Annotated in this window: 19 protein-coding genes; 12 read left to right on the forward strand and 7 right to left on the reverse strand. The window is 61.9% G+C overall.

The genetic code is table 11. The annotated features are described in order from the left end of the window. The first annotated feature begins 30 nt into the window (after positions 1-30). Positions 31-999 (forward strand): aldose 1-epimerase, encoded by a 969-nt coding sequence (locus tag BUS06_RS04080; RefSeq protein WP_074265904.1) that lies wholly within the window; start codon positions 31-33, stop codon positions 997-999. Positions 1,000-1,128: 129 nt separating this feature from the next. Here the strand turns inward: BUS06_RS04080 and BUS06_RS04085 are convergent, their stop codons facing one another. Both BUS06_RS04085 and BUS06_RS04090 read right to left on the reverse strand, forming a co-directional pair. Further along, complete coding sequence (locus tag BUS06_RS04085) at positions 1,129-1,926, reverse strand: endonuclease/exonuclease/phosphatase family protein (RefSeq protein ID WP_074263101.1); 798 nt, start codon at positions 1,924-1,926, stop codon at positions 1,129-1,131. 28 nt (positions 1,927-1,954) lie between these two features. After that, positions 1,955-2,446 carry a hypothetical protein gene (locus tag BUS06_RS04090; RefSeq protein ID WP_074263102.1) on the reverse strand — a complete coding sequence of 164 codons (492 nt, stop codon included), beginning with the start codon at positions 2,444-2,446 and terminating at the stop codon, positions 1,955-1,957. A gap of 323 nt (positions 2,447-2,769) precedes the next feature. On the opposite strand from BUS06_RS04090, the gene BUS06_RS04095 reads away from it, so the two are divergent. The 5 genes from BUS06_RS04095 to BUS06_RS04115 all read left to right on the forward strand — a co-directional run bounded on the left by BUS06_RS04095 (position 2,770) and on the right by BUS06_RS04115 (position 7,716). Next, entirely contained in the window at positions 2,770-3,747 is a 978-nt protein-coding gene (locus BUS06_RS04095) for an AAA family ATPase (RefSeq protein ID WP_074263103.1), read from the forward strand. 252 nt (positions 3,748-3,999) lie between these two features. Further along, positions 4,000-4,293, forward strand: coding sequence for a DUF4148 domain-containing protein (locus BUS06_RS04100; RefSeq protein ID WP_074263104.1), 294 nt, complete (start codon positions 4,000-4,002; stop codon positions 4,291-4,293). A gap of 283 nt (positions 4,294-4,576) precedes the next feature. Continuing rightward, positions 4,577-5,683: an NAD(P)/FAD-dependent oxidoreductase gene (locus tag BUS06_RS04105; protein ID WP_074263105.1), complete on the forward strand. Its 1,107-nt coding sequence runs from the start codon at positions 4,577-4,579 to the stop codon at positions 5,681-5,683. A 187-nt stretch (positions 5,684-5,870) separates the two neighbouring features. Beyond that, the gene (locus tag BUS06_RS04110; protein WP_074263106.1) at positions 5,871-6,182 is read left to right on the forward strand and encodes a high-potential iron-sulfur protein; all 312 of its coding nucleotides are present in this window, start codon (positions 5,871-5,873) and stop codon (positions 6,180-6,182) included. A 244-nt stretch (positions 6,183-6,426) separates the two neighbouring features. Beyond that, entirely contained in the window at positions 6,427-7,716 is a 1,290-nt protein-coding gene (locus BUS06_RS04115) for an MFS transporter (protein WP_074265905.1), read from the forward strand. A gap of 36 nt (positions 7,717-7,752) precedes the next feature. Here the strand turns inward: BUS06_RS04115 and BUS06_RS04120 are convergent, their stop codons facing one another. Both BUS06_RS04120 and BUS06_RS04125 read right to left on the reverse strand, forming a co-directional pair. Then, positions 7,753-9,213, reverse strand: a complete 1,461-nt coding sequence (locus BUS06_RS04120) for an amidase (protein WP_074263107.1) — start codon at positions 9,211-9,213, stop codon at positions 7,753-7,755. A 40-nt stretch (positions 9,214-9,253) separates the two neighbouring features. Continuing rightward, positions 9,254-9,952, reverse strand: a complete 699-nt coding sequence (locus BUS06_RS04125; RefSeq protein WP_074263108.1) for a dienelactone hydrolase family protein — start codon at positions 9,950-9,952, stop codon at positions 9,254-9,256. A gap of 249 nt (positions 9,953-10,201) precedes the next feature. On the opposite strand from BUS06_RS04125, the gene BUS06_RS04130 reads away from it, so the two are divergent. The 3 genes from BUS06_RS04130 (at position 10,202) to BUS06_RS04140 (ending at position 14,053) form a co-directional block, all read left to right on the forward strand. After that, positions 10,202-11,308 (forward strand): NAD(P)H-dependent flavin oxidoreductase, encoded by a 1,107-nt coding sequence (locus BUS06_RS04130; protein ID WP_074265906.1) that lies wholly within the window; start codon positions 10,202-10,204, stop codon positions 11,306-11,308. A gap of 443 nt (positions 11,309-11,751) precedes the next feature. Next, positions 11,752-12,897 (forward strand): branched-chain amino acid ABC transporter substrate-binding protein, encoded by a 1,146-nt coding sequence (locus tag BUS06_RS04135; protein WP_074263109.1) that lies wholly within the window; start codon positions 11,752-11,754, stop codon positions 12,895-12,897. Between the two features lie 151 nt (positions 12,898-13,048). Beyond that, complete coding sequence (locus BUS06_RS04140; RefSeq protein ID WP_074263110.1) at positions 13,049-14,053, forward strand: cupin-like domain-containing protein; 1,005 nt, start codon at positions 13,049-13,051, stop codon at positions 14,051-14,053. Between the two features lie 114 nt (positions 14,054-14,167). Here BUS06_RS04140 and BUS06_RS37085 read toward each other — a convergent pair whose 3' ends face one another. Both BUS06_RS37085 and BUS06_RS04155 read right to left on the reverse strand, forming a co-directional pair. Beyond that, positions 14,168-15,769, reverse strand: coding sequence for a collagen-like triple helix repeat-containing protein (locus tag BUS06_RS37085; protein ID WP_367946950.1), 1,602 nt, complete (start codon positions 15,767-15,769; stop codon positions 14,168-14,170). A gap of 255 nt (positions 15,770-16,024) precedes the next feature. Next, positions 16,025-17,236 (reverse strand): MFS transporter, encoded by a 1,212-nt coding sequence (locus BUS06_RS04155; RefSeq protein WP_074263111.1) that lies wholly within the window; start codon positions 17,234-17,236, stop codon positions 16,025-16,027. Between the two features lie 204 nt (positions 17,237-17,440). Here BUS06_RS04155 and BUS06_RS04160 point away from each other — a divergent pair, with 204 nt between their 5' ends. From BUS06_RS04160 to BUS06_RS04170, 3 genes are all read left to right on the forward strand, one after another. Continuing rightward, complete coding sequence (locus BUS06_RS04160; RefSeq protein WP_074263112.1) at positions 17,441-18,109, forward strand: HugZ family pyridoxamine 5'-phosphate oxidase; 669 nt, start codon at positions 17,441-17,443, stop codon at positions 18,107-18,109. Positions 18,110-18,498: 389 nt separating this feature from the next. After that, on the forward strand, positions 18,499-18,798 hold the full coding sequence (locus tag BUS06_RS04165) for an H-NS histone family protein (protein WP_074263113.1): 300 nt from the start codon (positions 18,499-18,501) through the stop codon (positions 18,796-18,798). Between the two features lie 269 nt (positions 18,799-19,067). Further along, positions 19,068-20,270, forward strand: coding sequence for a cation diffusion facilitator family transporter (locus BUS06_RS04170; protein ID WP_074263114.1), 1,203 nt, complete (start codon positions 19,068-19,070; stop codon positions 20,268-20,270). 57 nt (positions 20,271-20,327) lie between these two features. Here BUS06_RS04170 and BUS06_RS04175 read toward each other — a convergent pair whose 3' ends face one another. Further along, the gene (locus BUS06_RS04175) at positions 20,328-20,786 is read right to left on the reverse strand and encodes an Lrp/AsnC family transcriptional regulator (RefSeq protein ID WP_074263115.1); all 459 of its coding nucleotides are present in this window, start codon (positions 20,784-20,786) and stop codon (positions 20,328-20,330) included. Positions 20,787-20,794 lie beyond the last annotated feature (8 nt).

A 20,794-nucleotide genomic window follows, 5' to 3' on the forward strand; every position in this document is an offset into this window, starting at 1 on the left:
ATTCTGCCCGAGGCCTTGATTATTTTCACCATGCGCGATGTTTCCCTGAATCCGATCCGGCCATCTGCGGCAGACGCGTTCTCGCTGGACGATCCCAACCTGATCGCTCTGGCGAGCGGCGCGATGCGCGTGCTGGTCGCGCCGCATGTAGGCGGTGCGATTGCGGCGTACTACGAGGTCGCAGCAGCCGGACCGGTCCACTGGATGCGGCCCGCGACCGACGCTGCGCTCGCCGAACGCGATCCGCTGCGTATGGCAAGTTTCCCGCTGCTGCCGTATTGCAACCGTATCCGCGATGCGCGCTTCGTCTTCGAAGGCCGAACGGTCGATCTGGCGGGCGATGGCAACCGTTTCGCCCACGCGCTGCATGGGCACGCATGGCGTCGGCCGTGGCAGGTCGGCACGGTGACGGCGAATTCGGTGGAGCTGCACTTTGAACATGAGCCTGATCCGCATGCGCAGGGTGACTGGCCGTTTCGCTATTGCGCGATGCAACGGATCGAACTGGCGGGGGATACGTTGCGCGTGACCTTATCCGCGCGGAATCTGGCTGGGCAGCCGATGCCGTTTGGCATGGGGCATCACCCGTATTACCCGCGCACCGCGGAAACCCGCGTATACGCGCAGGTTCAAGGGATGTGGCACGCCGACGGCGAGGTGCTGCCGACACATCTTGGCCCGCATCCGGCGGTCGACGCGATGCGCGAAGGCATGTCAGCCGGTGCGTTCGATCTCGACAACAACTTTGCCGGCTGGTCGCGCAGCGCGACGATTGCCTGGCCCGACGAGGGTCGCCGGCTGACGTTGACGGCACAAGCGCCGTTCGATCATCTGGTGGTATTCGCGCCGGCTGCCGAGGCGCTGCTGTGCGTCGAACCGGTTACGAACACCACCGATTGCTTTAACGCCACCGACCCGCGTGAGCACGTGGGTGGCTGCGTGTTGATGCCGGACGAGGAGATGACGGCGACGGTGAACTGGACGCCGCAGCGGGTCTAGGAGGATCGGCGAGGTGGCTCGGGCACTGGCTTGTACCGACGCAACTGGCCTGGTTACCGAGCTGGCTGCAGCGGTTTCGGCGCCTTCAGTGCCGCGCTCATCGTACCCGCCGTGCGGCGAGCGCCGCGCTCATTCCACCCGCAAACGCGCCATATACGGCAAATGATCGGACAGCCACGCGGTCTCCTGGGTGGGCTGGATCCATTCGACCGGTTTCATGCCTCGCACGAACATCTTGTCCAGCGCGAGCGCTGGTGAAAACGCCGGGAAGGTCCGGCCGGATTCGCCAAGCAACGTTGCCACTTCATGCATGCCATGTTCGCCGAAGAGCGGCACCGAGTCGTTGCGCCAGTCGTTGAAGTCCCCAGCCAAAACTAGCGGCCCTTCTGGCGCCTCTTTTGCAATCCAGTGCGCGATCCAGTGCATCTGCCTCAGCCGCGCCGCGCGCGTGAGCGCCAGATGCGCGCACAGCAACGTCACCGAATGACCCGCGAAAGTGGCGCGCGCCACCAGCAGGCCGCGCTTCTCAAAGCGATGTGCGGAGATGTCCCAGCGTCCGCCGAGATCGAGCGGGTGCGGCGAGAGAATTGCATTGCCATGCCGCCACGACGGCTTGAATACGTTCGGCCCGAGCGCGATCTGCAACTCCAGCGAGCGCGCGATTTCGGTAGCCTGACAATGCCAGATGTCGTCGAGCGGATCGCGCAACGGCGCGCCAAAGCCGCCCGACAACACCGGCGCCGGCATGCGCCGCGCCATCGCTTCCTGCAGGAAATAGGCGTCGGCGTGGGTCGACTGCACCCAGCGCTGCATCGCCTGCCAGGCCTGAAAGCCAAGCGGCGTGCGGCCCTTGTGCAGGTTCCAGCTTACTGCGATGAAATCCTTAGGCTGGGCGCTCTCGCGGATGAGTTCTTCGGGGTTTCGCATGCCGCGTGGTCCACGGTTTTCGTTGATATCAAGGGTGATTGGCGAGGCTGGCACGGACTCGATATACAAGGGTTGGATTCTTGTCGACGATTTGCCATGTGGCCCATTGACCGGCCGGCACCTGCAGCCCCGGATGATTGGCCGCTACCTGACGCGGCTGCGGCGGCAACTTGCAACCGGTGTCGGTTTTCGGCGCGCTGTCGTCCTCGAGCGTTTCCTGCGCGTCGATTGCGAGCGTGACCTGATTGGCATCGGCCTGGATCGGCGAGACGGTCAGCGTGCGCGACAGATCGATACTGCCGCCAGGCGCATCCTTGCAGCCGACATTGTGCTGCACCACCTGATGATGCGTGTCCGTGCGTGCCTGACCCACGGTTGTATCGGCCTCGAACGAGTCGATCTGCTGGCCGTCGCGCATCACCTGCAATTGCCAGTGCACGACCTGCTGAGCTGCAGGTTGCTGGGCCTGAGCGAGTAACGACGTGCCGCACAGTACGGCGACGAGACTGGTTTTCCACATGTTTGACGGCTCTCCGGGGTGTGGCGTCCAGCGTGATGAGACAGGCGCCCATCTTACGCCTGATGGTCGCAACCTCTTTCTGACACCGCTGCGCGGGCCGGGTTCAGCAATAGTCCATTTCAGATGGGGGCGGTCCCGTTCGAGCCAATGCCGGTTTCGCCGCAACCCGCCTGGCGTCTGGCTCGCGGCCCGACCGCCAGACCGGTGTTAGCAGCAGACCCGCACGGCTGCTGGCTTGCGCATGAATATTGCCTCGATACACTGGACTTGAAACGGCGCCGGGCCGGCGCCGCAGCCGCAAGACCAGTACGACGGGGTGATCTATGACAACAGCAATGGTCAAACAGGAAATCGCAGTGGCGTCGTTCAGCAAGGTCTACGACCTCGATCGGGTCGAAACCGCGTTGAACGATCTTGGCGAAGGCGCGAACGATGCGCTGCGCTCCACTTACGAAAAAATGCTGAAGACCGGCAATTTACGCTTTTGCGTGAAGCCGAACCGGATGCCGTCCATCGACGATCTGGTCGAAGCGCTGCCGAACTTCAGCGAGCCGCTCGACGATGTGCGCAAACAGGTTGCGTTGTGCCTCGAAACCGAGGACCGGCTCGAACTGATGCCGATTCTGCTGCTTGGCGACCCCGGTATCGGCAAGACGCATTTTGCGAAGCAGCTCGCGCGCTTGCTGGGCACCGCGTATCACTACGTCGCGATGAGTTCGCTGACCGCGGGCTGGATTCTTTCGGGTGCATCGTCGCAATGGAAGAACGCGAAGCCCGGTAAAGTTTTCGATGCACTCGTGCATGGGAGCTACGCGAATCCGGTGATTGCCGTCGACGAAATCGACAAGGCCACGGGCGATTCGCAATACGATCCGCTCGGTGCGCTGTATGCGCTGCTGGAGCACGATACGGCGCAAACCTTTATCGACGAATTTGCCGAGATTCCGATCAACGCGGGGCACGTGATCTGGATCGCGACTGCTAACGACGCGCGCTCGATTCCCGAGCCGATTCTCAACCGGATGAACGTCTACGAAATTCCGCCGCCGGATCTGGAAGGTGCACGCCGGATTGCCCAGTCGATCTATAACGAAATCCGCTCTGCGCACGGCTGGGGATTGCGTTTCCCGGTCGAACTCGGTGACGCCGCGCTCGACGCACTAAAGCACGCTTCGCCGCGTGAAATGCGCCGCGCGATTCTGAACGGCTTCGGTGCGGCGCGCATCGACGACCGTGACTGGATCGGCGCAGAAGATATCCGGCTGGATTACGGCAACCGGCGCAAACCGATCGGCTTCTAGGCGGCAGGATTTGCTTGTTGCACGACGACCGCCTTCGGGCGGTTTTTCATTGCCGGAGCGTCCGGAGAATTTGCGCGATCTCCAATCTCCATCGCGACGCCGGGCAAATCGCGATTGTTCTTCTGGGCGTAACTGTTAGTTGTTTCAATCAGAATGATTCTTTGATAGTCGGAGCCTACACTGGGTTATCCAAAATGCAGCGACGCCGCTTCATTTCCGCCCCGAACAGTCCCGACGAATCTGGAATCCATCATGAAATTCGCTCCTCTTGCTGCCCTGCTGATTTCCGCTGCTGTTGCCTTGCCCGCCTTCGCAGGCGATGACATCGCGAACCCGGTTGCGAACGGTCCGAAGACGCGCGCCGAGGTCAAGGCGGAGCTGGCGCAAGCGCGCGCCGACGGTGAACTGAGCATGAACCCGAACGCGCCGGCGTATCCGCAGCAATTCGCGATGGGCGGCTATACCGTACCGCGCGCGCAGATCAACACCGTACACGCTAGCGCTCAAAGCAGCGGCTCACTCATCGGCACTGCTGTCCAGAATTGAGGACCGGGTGAGCGAAACGATGCCCACATGATTTGACCGCATTAACCCTTGACGGCGTACACTGAAGCCGTCCGGCATACAGACTCAAGATCTGGCACCCGATCCGATGCCCGCAGTCGTTGTGACTGCGGGCATTCGTTTCTGTGCCGCGTCGTAGAATTTTGTCATGTGCGCAGGACGCGTTCGACAGCGAGCGGTGGGCGGCACGAGATAGCCGCGGCCGTTCTTCATCTTCATCAGGTGGACGAGGGGTCACGCGGTGCGGTAGGCCGCGTCAAGGGACATGGATCAGATCGAATGTGTAGTGATCGGGGCCGGCGTCGTGGGCCTGGCCATCGCGCGTGCTCTCGCGGCACGCGGTCGCGAAGTGATCGTGCTGGAGGGCGCCGAAGCCATCGGCGTGGGCACCAGTTCGCGCAATAGCGAAGTGATTCACGCGGGCATCTACTATCCGCGCGGTTCGGTGAAAGCGGCGCTGTGCGTGCGCGGTCGTGAAATGCTGTACGACTATTGCGAGGCGCACGGCGTGCCGCATTCGCGGTGCGGCAAGCTGCTTGTCGCAACCTCGCGCAACCAGATTCCGCAACTCGAAAGCATCATGGCGCGCGGCAAGGAAAACGGCGTGCTCGACCTGATGCGGATTGGCGGCACCGAGGCGCAAGCACTGGAACCGGCGCTCGAATGTGTCGAGGCAGTGTTCTCGCCGCGCACGGGCATTGTCGACAGTCATCAACTGATGCTGGCGATTCAGGGCGATGCCGAACGCGATGGCGCTGTGTGCGCGTTTCATGCACCGGTCGAGGCGATCGAGTCGAGCAACGGGCGTTTCGTCGTGAAAGTGGGCGGTGCCGCACCCACCACGATCAGCGCGGCGTCTGTGATCAACAGCGCGGGTCTGCAGGCCAATGCGCTCGCACGCAAGATTCGCGGACTCGACGCGCGGCATGTGCCGCCGCTGTATCTTGCACGCGGCAACTACTTCAGCATCTCGGGACGCGCGCCGTTTAGCCGCCTGATTTATCCGATGCCGAACGAGGCGGGTCTGGGTGTCCATCTGACTATCGATCTGGGCGGCCAGGCGCGCTTCGGTCCCGACGTCGAATGGGTCGATGCGATCAACTACGACGTCGATCCGCATCGAGCCGATTCCTTCTACGCAGCGATTCGTGCTTATTGGCCCGCGTTGCCCGATGGCGCATTGCAGCCGGCGTATGCAGGCATTCGCCCCAAGCTCTCCGGCCCTGGTGAACCCGCTGCGGACTTCGTGATTCAGGGGCCCGCTGCGCATGGCGTGCGCGGCCTCGTGAATCTGTTCGGGATCGAGTCACCTGGGCTGACGGCGTGTCTGGCGATTGCGCAGCGTGTCTGCGAAGTGGCAGGAGTGGCGTAGTTATCGAGGCGGCGCTGCAGGTTGATACTGCGGATTGAGCGCCGCGCCCGGCAACGGGCCGGCGTCGAACTACGAAATCGCTTATCTCTATCATTTGGACCGTCACGCGTTGGGGCTTCATTGTTATGCTTGGGGATCGCTGTCGTTAGAACGGCGTTTAGTCCCATACAAAATGGAGTGAGTCCCCATGAAGTCATCCCGTCGTACGTTCCTGATTACGAGCATTGGCGTTGCGTCGACGCTCGCGTTGTCGCGCCAGGCTTTTGCCGACGCCCCTAAAGTCACCGAAGCCGATCCCACCGCCCAGGCGCTCGGCTACAAAGCCGACGCGACTCAGGTCGACAAGGCCAAGTATGCGAAGTACGCGGCCGGCCAGGCTTGCGGCAACTGCAGCTTTTATCAGGGCAAGGCAACCGATCCGTGGGGCGCCTGCCCGATGTTCGGCGGCAAGCAGGTGTCGGCCAAAGGTTGGTGCAGTGCATACAACAAGAAAGCGTAAGGCCCGGTAGGGTCCGTTCAGCATGCCTGTCGCGGTAAATTGCGCTGCAGCATGACGGCGCAATACTTGCAAAGATGTGCCAAGGCGTCCGCCACACCGAGTGGCCGGCGCCTTTTTGCTGCTTGAAAACCTTTACAGCCATCTTTACACTCGCAATGCATTTCGCATGGCGGCATTGCGTCGTCTCGCCGGGCGGCTTACGTTCAACACAGCGCGCAACACTTTTCGAAGGCTGGAGATCCTGATGCCGGCGTCAAAGAGCCTCAACACACGAGCAGTTGCAGCAGCGGTTATCGGCAATGCGCTCGAGTGGTACGACTTCACGGTCTTTGGCTTGATGACGGTGGTAATCGCGGAGCTCTTCTTTCCGGCCAGCAGCGATTACTCGTCGTTGCTTCTCACCACTGCGAGTTTCGGCGTCGCATTTGTCATGCGGCCGATTGGCGGCATCGTTCTTGGGCTTTACGCGGATCGTGCGGGACGCAAGGCGGCCTTGTCGCTGGTGATCGCGCTGATGACGTTCGGCATCCTGCTGCTGGCGATTGCGCCGCCTTATTCGGCGATCGGCATCGGCGGCCCTTTGATCATCGTGCTCGGACGTCTGCTGCAAGGCTTCTCGGCCGGCGGCGAGTTCGGCAGTTCGACTGCGCTGCTAATCGAAGCAGCGCCTTTCTCGAAGCGAGGTTTTTACGGCGGCTGGCAGATGGCAAGCCAGGCGGCCGCGCTGGCGCTGGGCGCTGTAGTCGGCGCATCGATTACGCACGGGCTCTCGCCGGAAGCGCTCAAATCGTGGGGCTGGCGTGTGCCCTTCATACTCGGCCTCGTGATCGGGCCGGTCGGTTTTTATATTCGCCGCCACCTTGCCGATTCGGAAGCGTTTTTGCATGCCCAACAGACGGCCCGTCGCGCGACATTGCGTGAAGTTCTTTCGGGCCACGGTCGCGAAGTGGTCTGCGGACTCGGCACGGTGATCGCGCTCACGGTCACGATCTACGTACTGATCAGCTATCTGCCGACCTTCGCAGTGAAGCAACTGAAGCTGCCTTATGCGCAGTCGTTTTATGCGGTGATCGTAGGCAACCTGCTGCTGATGGTGCTTTCGCCGCTGACCGGTGCATGGTCCGATCGCATTGGCCGCAAAGGGCTATCGATCTGGTCGCTGGTGTTGACGCTGATCCTGATCTACCCGCTGTTCTCCTGGCTCGCCGGGTCGCCGAGCGTGGCGAAACTGGTCCTCGTGCAAGCGATTCTGTCGATCACGCTGTCCGGTTACTACGGCCCATTTGGCGCCATGATTGCCGAACTGTTCCCCGCCAATGTGCGTTCGACCGGGCTCTCGCTCGCCTACAACATTGCGGTGATGCTGTTCGGCGGCTTCGGGCAGTTGATCGTTACGTGGCTTACCCAAACCACGGGCTCGCCGCTCGCGCCAACCTACTACGTCATGGCAGGTCTCGCACTGTCGATCGTCGCGCTTGCCTATACGCCAGGCATGCGCCACGCCGATCTCGACGCGCGTCGCAAACACGCATGAGCTAGCGATGCTGTGCGCAGAGAAGCTTAGATACCGCTAGATGCGTGCTGGCATCAAAGGCGGTCTTCTGGAGAACCAGGGACGTGCGGTTTCAAGTTGCGCGGCCAGGCGCAACAATGTCGCTTCACCACCCTCACGCGCCGCGAATTGCACACCCACCGGCAAGCCACGGGCATTCCAGTAAAGCGGCACCGACATCGCAGGCTGTCCGCTCAGATTGAATATCTCGGTGCAGCCGGCCCAGGCGAATGCCTTGTCGGCGGCTTCAGCGAGCATTCTTTTCAGGAGCGCCTCGATCGGCATCGTGACGACCGCACGCATCTGCATGCGCTCGCTTGCGCTCGGTTGCATCTCACCGATCTTGATCGGCGCGGAGGCCAGCGTCGCGCACAGGATCACGTCGTAGCGCGACAGCAGATCGGTCAGCTTCGCGGTGATGCGGCGTTGTTCCTCGAGCGCGGCAGGCAATGCGCGTTCGCCGAGCTTGCGGCCGATTTGCGCCATCGCCCACGTGGCGATTTCGAACTCTTCGCGCATCGGTTTGCGACCGGTGATGCGATCTGCGTTGAGCACCATGTCGCGAGTGGTCACCGAACACAGCATCAGGAACGCATGGCGGACTGCTTCGAAATCGATACCGAGCGAGACCGGCTCCACGTGATGGCCGAGCGATGCTGCGAGTTTCGCCGCATCATCGAGCGCCGCGCGTACGTCGGCAGATAACGTGGGTGCCAGCATCGGCTCGGTCACATAGGCAATCGTCAATGGCCGGCACGGCTCGGTCACCGCACCCAGAAACGTACCGGGTGTGCCGATGGCGCCTTGCTGCGTTTGCCCGGTCACGAGGTCGAGCAGCAGTGCGCTGTCGCGCACGCTGCGTGAGATGGCGTGATCGACGCCCAACTCGCCGGCCCCGGGCGCATGCAAACCCGGCACCAGTCCGCGCGATGGCTTAAGACCAAAGAGACCGCAGCAGGAGGCGGGAATGCGGATCGAACCGCCGCCGTCGGAAGCATGCGCCAACGGCACGATACCGGCTGCGACTGCAGCGCCCGCTCCGCCGCTCGAGCCGCCCGGCGTGTGATCGAGACTCCACGGATTGCGGCAAGGGCCGAACAGCTCGGGCTCGGTATAGGGCATCTGACCGAGTTCCGGCGTGTTGGTCTTGGCGAAGATGTTAAGACCTGCGGCGCGCGCCAACGCAACCACCGGCGCGTCTTCGGTGGGCACGAAGTGCCGGTAGTGGCGACTGCCCATCGACATCCGCAACCCCGCCACCGGCGCACCCAGATCCTTGATCAGATAAGGTACGCCCGCGAGCGGGCCGTCGCCGAGCGCGCTTGCATCATCGCGCGACGCGCGTTCGCGCGCGGCCTCGTAGTCCTTAAGAACGATCGCGTTGATCGCGGGGTTGGCCGCTTCGGCGCGAGCGATGGCGATGTCGAGCAACTCGCGCGCGCTGGCCGCGCGCGCGCGCACCAGCTCGGCGAGACCCATCGCGTCATGGGCGAGGTAGTCGGAGAGCACGCCGGGCCGCTTACAGACGTTCGCCGAGGAACGTCAGCGTGCGGCCGTGGGCCAGCGCCGCGGCGTGCTGGTTGTACGACGCGCGGTCGGTGCAGTTAAAGCCGTGATCGGCATTCGGATAGATGTGGAATTCCGCATCGCCACGGCCGGCGAAACGTTCCTGCACCTGGCCCACTGCTTCCAGAGGAATGCCGTGGTCGAGCTCGCCGTAGTGGAACTGCATCGGCACCTTGATCTTCGCGGCTTCGTCGAGCAGATTCTGGATGCCGCCGCCGTAGTAGCTCACGCCCAGGTCGATCGTGTTTTGCGCGGCAGTCAGATAGGCGAGCCGGCCGCCGAAGCAATAGCCAATGGCCGCCACCTTGCCGGTCACTTCCGGCATCGCGCGCAGAGCGGCCGCCGTTGCGCTGATGTCGGCCACGGCCAGTCCCACGTCGGTCTTTTGCAGGATTTCGATCCCCTTGTCACGGTCGGCGCCGACATAGGTCAGTTCGACGCGCGGCTGGGTACGCCAGAAAATATCCGGCGCGAGTGCCACGTAGCCATCTTGCGCGTACTGTTCGGCGACCGCGCGAATATGGCTATTAACACCGAAGATTTCCTGAATGATGATGACGGCCGGTCCCTTGCCGCTTTTGGGCAGCGCCAGATAACCCTCGAAACTGTCGTCGCCGGCGGGAATGTCGATCCAACGGGTAGTCACGCTCACGTCACTCTCCTTCAAATTGCGGTAGGTGCAAGCGGGCAAAGCCCGCGGCGGGCGGTCAGTTTGCCACTAAAAGAAAGGCCGTGCAGAGCGGCCAGACGCGGCGCGCGCTGCCTCCTTGCCGCGCCCGGCTTTCTCGTTCGACGATGGAAACGTTCTCGATAATTCATTTTTCGGCGTTACGGCGCTCCAGTAGAGTCGTCAGCAACAGCCCACGCGCGATGTGGGCACCCCATGCCGAAGGACGTCATCATGAGTAACGTACATCGTTTCGCCTCGCCGTTTGCCGAACGTTTCGATCTGCGCGTGCCGGTCGTGCAGGCGCCGATGGCGGGGGGCCCGACTTCACCCGCCATGGTGGCTGCCGTTTCGAATGCGGGCGCCCTCGGGTTTCTCGCCGCCGCGCCTTTTACCGCGGAGAAACTCGCCAGCGAAGTGGCAGCGATTCGCGCGCTCACCAGCCGTCCGTTCGGCGTGAATCTGTTCGTGCTGGAGCCGTCGGCACCGGACGACGCCACCGTGCGCCGCGCGCTGAGTAGCATCGATCCGCTGCGCGCCGAACTGGGCCTGCCGCCAGGCCAGCCGCTCGCGCGCTACGCCCCCGACTTCCGGGAACAACTGGACATGCTGATCGAATTGCGTGTGCCGGTGGTGAGTTTCACTTTCGGTTTGATCTCCGCGCAGGATGTCGAGCGTCTGCACGCGGCCGGCAGTTATGTAATCGGCACGGCGACGCATACGGCCGAAGGTGTCGCGTGGCGCGACATCGGCGCCGATGCGATCGCCGCGCAAGGCTCCGAAGCGGGCGCGCATCGCGGCACTTTCATCGGCCGCTTCGAGGATGCGCTGGTGGGCACGATGGCGCTGGTGCCGCAACTGGTCGACGCCACCGGTCTGCCGGTGCTGGCCGCGGGCGGCATCATGGATGGACGCGGCATCGTGGCCGCCCTTGCGCTTGGGGCGCAAGCCGCGCAAATGGGCACCGCGTTCCTCACCTGCGCCGAAAGCGCGATTCCCGCAGACTGGAAGACCCGCGTGCGCACGTTGCCCGATACGGCGACCGAGGTCACCCGTGCCATCACCGGCCGGCATGCACGCGGCATACGCAATCCGCTGATGCGGCAGTTGAGCGAACAGCCTGGAAACGTTGCGCCGTACCCGGTGCAAAACGCGCTGACGCAGGAATTGCGGCAGACCGCGAGCCGCGCCAATAACGGCGACTATCTGTCTTTATGGTCGGGGCAGGCCGCGCCGCTCGGAAGCAAGCGTAAGGAAGGGCTGCCCGCGGCGGAACTGGTCGAACAGTTGCACGCGGAATGGCGTGAGGCGGCCGCGAATATCGCCGCTCTTGCTGGATAAATTGCGTAGCGTCGACCGGGGCATCGGGCGGGTGTCGCGTCCGTGCGATGGCGCTATCGTTTGCGCCGCTCAATCCTTATTCCGCGAATTAATGGCATAGGCCTGAAAAACCTTTACCCGGCCCTCGCGGCAAACCACCCGTTTGAGGGAAACCCGCGCCGGCTGGTGTTCTCCGGGGTGTTTCGCGTCTTCTCATTCGACGTTGTGGGATAAACGCTATTAGTGTTCATCCCACTTACTCAAAAAAATCCCACAAATTAATTTGATAGCCTACACTTGCGCGCAAGTACGCATAGCCGCCTGCCACAAACAGGCCGATTGACGTACTGTCCAAGTGCATACACGATGCAACCGGCGTGGTCGTCCACGGGACTGAGCGACACGAGAAGGAAGCGGGGCACAGGGCGATTACGTTGTTTTTGGGACCGAAACTGGAGACTTACATGAACATCAAGATTCAAAAGCTGTTGCCGATCAGCGCTGCTGCCATGTTGTTTGCGTCGTTGGCAACGGGCGCGGTGGCGGACGAGGTCGTCAAGATCGGCCACGTCGCACCGCTTACCGGCGGTATTGCTCACCTGGGTAAAGACAACGAAAACGGCGCTCGTCTGGCGGTTGAAGAAATCAACGCCAAGGGTCTGACGATTGGCGGCCAGAAGGTCACGCTGCAACTCGACGCACAAGACGACGCGGCTGACCCGCGTACGGCAACGCAGGTTGCCCAGAAGCTGGTTGACGACAAGGTCGTTGCAGTGGTCGGCCACTTGAACTCGGGCACCTCGATTCCGGCTTCGAAGATCTATAGCGATGCAGGTATCGTGCAGATCTCGCCGTCGGCAACGAACCCGGCTTACACGCAACAGGGCTTCAAGACGACGTACCGCGTCGTGGCGACCGATGCGCAACAAGGCCCGGCACTGGCTAACTACGCAGCCAAAGAACTGAAGGTGAAGAGCGTCGCGATCGTCGACGACTCGACCGCTTACGGTCAGGGTCTGGCAAACGAGTTCGAGAAGACCGCCAAGTCGCTCGGCCTGAACGTGGTGTCGCATGACGCGACCAACGACAAGGCTGTCGACTTCCGCGCCATTCTGACGAAGATCAAGGGCGAAAACCCTGACGCGATCATGTACGGCGGCATGGACGCCACCGGCGGCCCGTTCGCGAAGCAAGCCAAGCAGCTCGGCCTGCGCGCGAAGGTTCTGGCGGGTGACGGTGTCTGTACCGACGGCCTATCCGACCTGGCTGGCGACGCAACCGACAACATCGTCTGCTCGGAAGCCGGTATGGCGCTCGAGAAGATGGCTGGCGGCAAGGCGTTCGAAGCCAAGTACGAAAAGCGTTTTGGTCAGCCGATCCAGATCTACGCTCCGTTCACGTATGATGCTGTGTACATCATTGTCGATGCTATGAAGCGTGCTAACTCGACGGATCCGGCAAAGATCCTGGCAGCAATGCCGACGACCGACTACAAGGGCGTGATTGGCGAAACGACGTTCGATTCGCACGGCGACCTGCAGCACGGCGTGATCTCGCTGTACGACTACAAGGGCGGCAAGAAGACGCTGCTGGACGTGGTCAAGATGTAAGTTTTTGCCGCATGACGGTGGGCGTTTTGCCTGCCGTCTGCTGGACGATTCAAGGCGTGCATTCTTTCAGGAATGCACGCCTTTTCTTTTGGGCGCGCGCATGAGAATCTAACGATCGGACAAATCAAAAACAGAGAGAGGGGGGCCGACCATGACTCGCACGAACGACGATATGCGTCGCTGGATTGCTGAAAATCTTTTGCTTGGGGCAACCGCGCAGTCGCTCCACGCTGCCATGCTCAACGAAGGTTTCGATGCCGACGAAGCCGCGCTCGAAATCAACACCGCACTTGCCAGCCCCTATCTGCAGGGTGGCACGCGCCTGCGCAATCGTTTGCGCAAGCGCGACTGGACCTTATCCGTATATGGCCAGCTAAGCAGGATGCGCGCGAGCGGCGCCGCGGTCGAGCGGCGCGAGCGGCTTACGCGCGAAGAATTCTTTGAGCAGTACTACTTTCAGAACCGGCCGGTGATTATCACGGGCGCATTCGACTCATGGCCGGCACGCACGCAATGGAGTTTCGATTACTTTCGCGCGCGTTGCGGCGATTGCGAAGTTGAAGTCCAGTTTGGCCGCGAATCGGATCCGAACTACGAGATCAATCAGCCGAACCTGAAGCGCAAGATGCCGTTCCGCGAATATGTGGATCTGGTCGAACGCAGCCGGCCGACCAACGACTTTTATATGACGGCGAACAACACGTCGATTAATCGCGCCTCGCTTGCGGCGCTATGGGAAGACGCGCCGACGATTCGCGAGTATCTCGATCCTGCGTCGCCGGATACGGGGTTTTTCTGGTTTGGACCGGGCGGTACAAAGACGCCGTTTCATCACGATCTCACCAACAACTTCATGGCCCAGGTGATTGGGCGCAAGCGGATCAAGCTGATTCCGATGTCGGATACGCCGTATATGTACAACCACTTGCATTGTTATACGCAGGTGGACGGCAACGCGATCGATGCGACGCGGTTTCCGGCTGTACAGCAGGCAAACCTGATCGAATGCACGATCGGGCCTGGCGACCTGCTGTTTCTGCCGATCGGATGGTGGCACTACGTGGAAGGACTCGAGCCGTCCGTCACGATGACGTATACCAACTTCGTCGTACGTAACGACTTCTGCAATACCTACGACACCTATAACGAACTCTAGGCGCGCAATGCGCTGTATTTCCCGCCTGATTGCGTTTGCCGGTGCGCAATAAAAACCGGCGGACCGGTTACCCGGTCCGCCGCCCCCTGGTACTGCTTCTTTTAATTGCCGTCGTTATTTCTTGGGCGCCAGCACGCCGAGCAGGCCGCCTGAGCTACTGCTCGAGCTACTGCTGCTGGAACTACTGCCTGAGCTCGAGAGGGCCAGTCCACCTGTCAGCGAACTCACCAGTCCTGTGATTGGCGTCAGCAGACTGGCGGCGGCACTGGCACTGCCGCTTGCGGAGCCGGATCCGGACGCGCTCGCCGAGCCGGAGATCGAAACACTTCCCGTCACCGAACCCAGTGCGCCGGTCAGCGAGGAAACCGCTGAGGTGACTGGCGCCAATGGGTTGCCCGAGCCGCCGCTGGCGCCGCTGAGGGCACCCGTCAACGACGAGGTCACCGTGCTCAGCACGCCGGTAATCGGCGCAAGCGGGCCACCCGAGCTACCGCTGCCGCCTGTCAGGCCGCCGCTCAGCGTGCCGGGCAGGGCTGTCAGGATGCTGGTGATCGGCGCGAGTGGGTTGCCGCCCAGCGGGTTGCTACCGGTGCCGCCTACCAGCAGACCGCCAGCCGAAGTGACGGTATCGCCGAGCCTGGTGACGACGGTACCGAGATTCTCGCCGACCGGGTTGCCGGTTGCTGTGCTGATCTTGTTGCCGGCGCTATCCAGTCCGTGGCCGACCGTCGACAGCAGGCCGTTCAGCGGCGCACCGAGCCCGGTAGCCTCGCCGACGGTTTGCGTCGTCTGCGCGAGGGTCGAGGTGATCGGCGTGATGGCGGTGCTGACCGAGGTCGTGAGCTGCTCGATCGGACCGGTCGAAAGCGTCTTGCCAAGCTGGGTGCCGAGTCCGGCGACTGCAAGGCCAACGGTGGAGACGGTGCTGCCGAGCGGTGTCGTCAGTGGACTGAGCGCAGCTGTCGGGCCGCTGCCGAGACTCGTCACGAGTTTCCCGGCGCTGTTGACTGCCTGGCCCGCGTCGTAGACAAGGTTGCCGCTGCTCGAGATCGTGATGCCCAGCGGATTGCTCGACAGGCCGAGCTGGCCGAGGCCGTTCGTCGCGCCCATGCCAACAGCGGTGACGCCGTTGCCGAAGTTCGACAGGATGTTGCCGAGCGCCGTGGTGGTCGCCGAGTTGCCGCCGGGCAGCGGCGTGAGGCCGATCTGGCTGCCCAGTGAGGAGACGGTCTGGCCGGTCGACGAGACAACGTTGCCCGCGTTCTGGATGACTACGCCGACGGCGTTGGCGCTGGGGGTTGGTGTTGGCGTCGGCGTTGGCGTCGGTGTTGGCGTCGGCGTCGGCGTCGGCGTTGGGGTCGGCGTCGGTGTGGGCGTCGGAGTCGGTGTCGGTGTTGGCGTCGGCGTCGGCGTCGGCGTCGGTGTCGGTGTTGGCGTCGGCGTCGGCGTCGGTGTTGGCGTCGGAGTCGGCGTTGGTGTCGGAGTCGGAGTCGGTGTCGGTGTCGGAGTCGGAGTCGGTGTCGGAGTATGCGTGCCCGTACCCGAGCCACCGCCTGCACCCGCGCCCGAACCGCCGCCTGTGCCAATTACGCCACCGCTCCCCGAGCCGCTACCCGTCGTCGGCGGTTTATTGACCGTGGACCCGCCGCAGCCTTGAAGTACCATCACTGACGACACGCACATGGCGATGGCCGTCATCTTGAAATTGCGATTCATGTTTATGCTCCCCCTGATTGAACCAGTGGGGGAGCTAACTGCAAGGCTTATGCCATTTGTACGGAGCGCCCTGTCGTGCAGAATAAATCGATAAAAATCAAAGCACTACGACTCCCGGCAGAGTCATCGACGAGTGTCGCAAGCATTCATGTGTCGCGGAACGGGATCGTGCGGCAAGCCCATGTAACGTAACGTAAGGCGGCACGTTTCGGACGCTGCCACGAGCCGTTGACCGGCTCGCTGCGCCCGTCTCCGTCAGATCTTCAAACGACGCAATACCTTCGGCCCGGCGAACGCGATCACCGCCGAACATATCGCGACCACAGATAGCCCGATCGGCAGGCTGGTCACCTGCGCGACCCCGCCGATGATCACCGGCCCGAGCAGTAGTCCGAAATAAGCGAGCCCCGCGACATGCGCAAGCCCTTCCGCCGCATGAATCCCTTCGACCCGCGCGGCCGCCGCGAATAGCACCGGCATCATGTTGGCCAGCCCGAGGCCCATCAGCGTGAATCCTGTCAACGCTGTGAACGAGTAGGGCAACAGCAGCGCGCCGATCATCCCGGCACACGCCAGCGACGCGCTTGCCATCACCAGCTGCGGGGCGCCGAAGCGGGCGCGCACGGCATCGCCGGCAAAGCGGGCCGCCGCCATGCCGCCCGAAAACGCCGCGTACGCCGCGCTCGCGAGCGCCGGCGTCGCGACGACGACGTCGCGCATGTAGACGGTGGCCCAGTCGTACATCGCTCCTTCGGCGATCAGCGCCACCAGCGCAGTCGCTCCGAGCGCCCACAGCGCCGGCGAGTGCCAGCGGTTGGCGCGCGGCGTCGCGGCATCCGGATGATCCGCCTGCGGCACATGAGGCAAAACCGCGGGACACGCCACCAGCAGCACGAGCGCACTCAGGATGGCAACGAGAGCGAGATGAACGGCCGGCGCCATACCACGTGACAGCAACACTCCGCCGACGGCGGCGCCCACCATCCCGCCAACGCTGAACATACCGTGCAACTGGGACATGATTGGCCGTCCGAGCGTCTGCTCGACTGCGCTCGCTTCGGCGTTCATCGCCACATCTAGCGTTGCCATTCCGGCGCCAAAGACTGCCAGCACAACCAGCAGCATCCAGTAAAACGGAACTATCAGGATCAACGCGGCGCAGACCGCCATCGCAAGGCCGCCAGCGAGACACGCGCGGCGTGTGCCGACCCGCGCAATCCACGAGGCGTTGGTCGCCATCGCGGTGATCGAGCCGCCTGCCACCGCCAGCAGTGCGATCGACAGCAGCGCCGGATTCAGATGGAAGCGGTCGCGCACGGTCGGCACGTGTACCCCCCACGACGCGTACATCATCCCGGCGATAAAGAAGAGCGCCATCGTTGCATAGCGGGCGCGCTGCAACGAGGTGGCCGGCAGATCGCGATGGGCGGCGGGAAGCGCGGAAAGGTCGGGGGAACGATCGGACACGGAAGTCTCGTTGGCGTAAAGCGAAAACGGAACCGGACAACGACGCGAAAGCCGGCTGAAAGCGAAGTTCCGATTCTAACGAAGCGGCCGGGGTCCTGCAGGCGAGCGCTGAATTAATATCTAATTTCTACGGCACCACGGCCGCGCTTTCACCTTGAGCCAGCCGGCCGAACGCCATCCACGCCATCCTTCGAGGACGCGCTCTTGAATATCCCCGCTCACGCGCCGCTTCATCTGCTCCACCAGGTCGCCGCCGGCACGCTCGCGACGCACTCGCGCCAACCGGAGGGATTTCCGTATCCGTCGATCCTGCCGTTTGCCCCGGACGCGCGGCATCGTCCTACGATCCTCGTGAGTCGCCTGGCCGAACACACCCGTAACCTGCAAGGCGATCCTCGTGCGGGCTTCCTAGTCGCGCACGCTCCGGATGGCGATGTGCTCAATGGCCAGCGGGTCACGCTGCTAGGCTCGTTCGAGACGGTCGAGCCGACGCCTGCCGTGGTGGGGCGTTACCTGCGCTATCACCCGGACGCCGAGCGCTACCTCGCGCTGGGCGATTTCAGCTTCTGGGTGATGACGCTCGAGCGGATGCGTTATATCGGTGGCTTTGGCGCGATGGGCTGGCTCGATGGCAATGAACTGGATCCGTTCGAACCACTCAGCTTCGACGAAGAGCGTGCGTTGCTGGGGTTTTTCGACGCACATCCGCAGCGGCCGGATCATCTTGAATTAATTGGCATCGACCGCTATGGCGCGGATCTGAAACACGAAGGTGCACGCAGCCGCTTCACATTTGACGAGGTCGCAAAAAATGCCGACTCCTTGCATGCCGCACTAAAAGATTGCATCACGCGAAACGTGAAACGATCGTGACTAGAACTATTGCGGGAAAACACTCAGACGCGATGCATTTCGACTATTTATTTCGCCTGCTCGCAGGTTGTTCGCCGAAAGCTCTCATGCCATGAGATGTTCCGGTGCAAATGGCATATTAATTTTCATATTTTGGGAGTTAATTCAGATATTTACTCATAGCCGAGTTCGCTTTTTCGTAAGCTGCGAAAGAAGATGTAAATGAAAAACTTGCTGACTGTGCCGTTTCCTGAAATTTTTCGAAACGAAACATAATTAATTTAAGAACTGGACTTTTCCACGCTTTCTATTTTGTGTTAATCTCGCCTGCAAATTCCGAGGCATGAACACCTTTCAAAGGGCAAACCGGCTTAGACTGGTAGTCACTTATCTAAACCACAAGGGAACCTATGTCTTCCTACAAGGAACTACTCGCACAGCGAGAGAAGCTGGAACAGCAGATCGAAGAAGCAAAGTCGCGTGAATACGCGGAAGTGTTGAACGAGATCAAACAGAAGATGGCTGACTACGGCATTACGCTTGCTGAGTTAGGCGGCGGCCGTGGTAAGGCAGCGAAAGTGGGCCGTCCGCGCGCTGGTGTCGCGCCGAAATACCGTGATCCGGATAGCGGTAGCACGTGGTCGGGCCGTGGTAAGCCGCCGCGTTGGATCGCCGGTCAGGATCGTGAGAAGTTTCTGATTCAGCGTTAATTGCAGTATCCCTGTGGGCGCATTAGCGCGCCCTCGGCCGAAGAACCGCGCAACCTTAAGGTGCGCGGTTTTTTTACGTCCATGTTTAGCTGTCGGACCGATCTCCAGCTTCGCATTCCGTGACTTGCGGGAGCGTATTCTATTGAACCGGAACGCGAATACTTCCCGTTTAGATAAGCATCTGATTTAAAAGAGAATTTTAAGGGATTCCGCAGATTGTCATGCGAGCGCGGTTAGAATCCACACATTGAAAAACCGCATCTGCTCGCATGCCCGCCACCTTCGCCACCCAATCCACGGAAAAACATCACGTTGCGCGCAAAAGCACGTTTGTCAGTATCGCGCTCAATTCGGTGTTGATGACGCTGCAAATCATCATCGGGATGATCGCCCATTCGCAGGCACTGGTTGCCGATGGCGTGCATTCGCTTGCCGATCTCGTTTCGGATTTTGTCGTACTAATCGCCAATCGGCATAGCGGAGCAAAGCCGGATGCGGATCACAATTACGGGCACAGCCGCTATGAAACCGTGGCTTCGTTGTTTCTGGGTGCGCTGCTAATTGCGGTCGGTGTCGGCATGCTATGGCGCGCCGGAGCGCGGCTGGCCGATTTGCAGGATATTCCCGCCGTTCACCTCAGCGCACTGGCCGTGGCTGTGCTGGTGCTGGTTTCGAAAGAAACACTGTTTCGTTATATGCTGCGCGAAGCTCAACGGGTGCGCTCGGCCATGCTGATTGCCAATGCATGGCATGCGCGTTCGGACGCGGCGTCGTCGCTGGTTGTTGCGCTCGGCATTATCGGCAGTCTGGCTGGCGTGCGACTTCTCGATCCAATTGCAGCGGCGATTGTCGGTTTCATGGTCGCGCGTATGGGCTGGACGTTCGGCTGGGATGCGCTGCAGGATCTATCAGACCGCGCACTCGACGATGCCGCTGCCGCCGACGTACGCAAACTGCTGATGTCGACGCCGGGTGTGCGTGATGTGCACGAACTGCGCACGCGCAAGATGGGTGACTTCGCGCTCGTCGACGCACATATCCTGGTCGACCCGCTGATCTCTGTATCGGAAGGTCACTACATTGCTGAGACGGCCCGGGCGCGCGTCCTCACTGACAGCCGGGTGCTCGATGCGCTGATTCACGTCGATCCGGAAAACGATGCGCTGGCGCGACCGCCTATCGGATTGCCGCCCCGTGAGCGGGTCGTCGCGGAGGTCGAGGCGGCGCTTGCTGAACGGGGTGAGCGGGCGGCGGGCGTCAATATCCATTACCTGAGCACTGGCCTCGATGTCGACGTGACGCTAGCTGCCAGCGCGCCCAATGCCATTGAGAGCGACGCACAGCGGCTCGCGCATCTTGATCTGGCAGAACTAAAGAGCCGCCTGGGCGTGCGGCATCTGAGCGTATTGCGGGCTATTGCTCTGGATGAGCAGGCTGAAGCCGCAGCGCCGGAGCGTCATGACATTGCCTAGCGCGGTAGCGCCGGGCAGGTTAAGACGGCCGGCCTGGCTGGCGTCGCCATCAGAATCTCAAAGCGGTAGTTGCGTATCGAACTTGATTTCCCGCAGCACGACGCTTGTGCGCACTTGCGCGACGGCCGGAATCTTGAAGATGCGTTCGTGCAGAAACGCGTCATACGCCTTGATGTCCGGCGCGACGATCTTGAGGATGTAGTCGGATTCGCCGGTGGTGCTGTAGCACTCGGTCACTTCAGGACAGGTGGCGATCTCGCGTTCGAACTGTTCAACCCCGCCTTCCGTGTGCCGCGTCAGATGGATGTGAGCGAGCGCGCACACGTGCAGCCCCAGCTTTTCGCGATCCAGCAGTGCTGTGTAGCGCTGGATCACCCCCGATTGCTCCATGTCCTTGATCCGCCGCCAGCATGGGGTGCTGGAGAGACCGACCTGGTCGGAGATTTCCTGCACCGAACGGCGAGCGTCAAGCTGCAGCAGGCGCAGGATCTTTTGCGAGAACGTATCGAGTGTCAACTGCGCCT

It is taken from the genome of Paraburkholderia phenazinium (genome assembly GCF_900141745.1).
In the GTDB taxonomy this organism is placed as follows: domain Bacteria; phylum Pseudomonadota; class Gammaproteobacteria; order Burkholderiales; family Burkholderiaceae; genus Paraburkholderia; species Paraburkholderia phenazinium_B.